Origin of the sequence: Ectopseudomonas composti (assembly GCF_001567565.1) — a bacterium.
In the GTDB taxonomy this organism is placed as follows: domain Bacteria; phylum Pseudomonadota; class Gammaproteobacteria; order Pseudomonadales; family Pseudomonadaceae; genus Aquipseudomonas; species Aquipseudomonas composti_A.
Map to the genome: position 1 here is coordinate 1 of NZ_LSSW01000005.1, position 1762 is coordinate 1762.

The following is a 1762-nucleotide window of genomic DNA, read 5'->3' on the forward strand; positions in this document are numbered from 1 at the left end:
ATGACGCGATCAGGTGGGCAGGACGGGGTCAGAAAGCGGGTGCCCTGGCTGATGAAGGACGGCACGTCGATATCACCCTGGCCTTCCTGCAGGTCGAATTGATCGCCTTCCAGCAGGCCCTTGATGGCGTCTTTGTTCTCTTCAAAGTCGTTGGCCTCTTCGAAGTCGCAGCGGGCCTCGTACTGTTGACTGAGGATGGCGCACTGGACGGCATCGCCTTCGCACACCGGCGCGGCTTCGCAGGTCTGGCCACCAGACACGGAGCTTTCGCTTTCCTCTTCCTGCTCTTGTTCGCGCTCTTCCTGGCTTTTGCCGTCCGAGTCAGGACAGCCCGCGCCGGTACAGGTGGTGGACTCGCCACCCGGAGTGCCGTCCGACTTGGTGTGGCTGGTGGTGCTTGAGGTGGTGGTGCTGGTTGAGCACGCATTCACACCACTGCAATTGGTGGTCGTCGTGGTGGTCGTGGTTGTGGTGTCTTTTGAACCGTCCGGATTGGTTTTTTCGGTGACCTCAACCTCGGTGGTTTTGTCGGTCATCTTTGGGCTGGGGGCTTTCGGCTCGCAGCGATATTCACCACCGGCTTCGAACTGGCCGCAGTTCATGTTGCCAATGTCGGTGTACTTTTCCGCCGAATTGCACGAGTAGGTTTGGCTGCCATCGGCGTGAACTACTTTGTTCGTGCACTCGCTGCTTTTCTCAGCTGTCGGGGTGCCGTCGGTAGGCCGTGAACGGATGGCATCGCCACCGGTACAAGAAACCCCATTGCCCTTGTATGTGTAGGTCGCGAAAACCCCGCTGGGGTCACCATTGACGAACCGAGTAACGCTAGTGGGCGGCTGCTGGGTCGAGGCGTATTGGCAGCCGCCATCACAGACCACGCCCGGGGGATCGATCCGGGCACCGACGACACCTCTCCCGGTGAACTCACCCAGCCGATGCTGGTGGCCGACATTGGTGCCGACTGACGATTCACATTTGTTGGGCTCAGGCGTTACGCACTGGCCGTCCACTATTTGTTTGGGCGGGTCGCAGGAAGCATTGCACTGGAAAGAACCGTTATCCCCATTCGGGCAAGTCAACGTAGCGCGATTGACCTGAGCAATGAACATAGCGCCAGGAAGCTCGCAGCGACCGACCGTAGTGGTTTCCTGAATGAAAATGGCCGTGGAGTTGTAGGATTTGCAGGCAGCGGAGCCAGATGAGTGGCGAGATAAGTTGCTTCCAGTCCAATAGGTGATTGTCGAAGCAAAACCAAACTGCCCCCACCCCATAAGGCCCAGGACCAGCAGTAGTCGAAGTAATAAACCTGGCTTGTTCATCGTTAAACCCGCCCAAAGAACACGAGATACAGCGCCAGGACGGTGATGATCAGCACGAAAAGTTGATAGTTCATGGCGGTATCCGGAAAAGAAAACCCCGCCGAGGCGGGGCTTTGCTTGCTTCGGCACATACGTGCAGTTGCTGGGTTACATGGCACGGCGCATGTACTTGAACGCGGCAGCCGCGATCAGCACGACGAGGACCAGGCCACCCAGCTCGACAACGTCGGTCTTGGTGTTGCCCAGTTCGGTGCTCACTTCGGCTGGCAGGGCGGCGTAGGCCTGTTGAGTGGCCAGCAGGCCGACAGCGGCGCAAACGCCGAGCGAACGGCGCAGGGTGCGGATGTGTTTCATGGTTGTTACCTCGATTTCAGGACTTTTTTCAGGACGAGGAACCCGAACACGACAGAGAAGAGAATCATCGCTTCGCCTTGCAGTTCGGA

General features: G+C 58.3%; 2 protein-coding genes. Both read right to left on the reverse strand.

Annotation, left to right across the window (positions count from 1 at the left end; genetic code table 11):
• A partial coding sequence (locus PCLY_RS24725; protein WP_156458543.1) for a hypothetical protein occupies positions 1-1319 on the reverse strand: 1319 nt, incomplete at its 3' end.
• A gap of 147 nt (positions 1320-1466) precedes the next feature.
• On the reverse strand, positions 1467-1673 hold the full coding sequence (locus PCLY_RS01010; protein ID WP_061237388.1) for a major capsid protein: 207 nt from the start codon (positions 1671-1673) through the stop codon (positions 1467-1469).
• Positions 1674-1762: the final 89 nt, after the last annotated feature.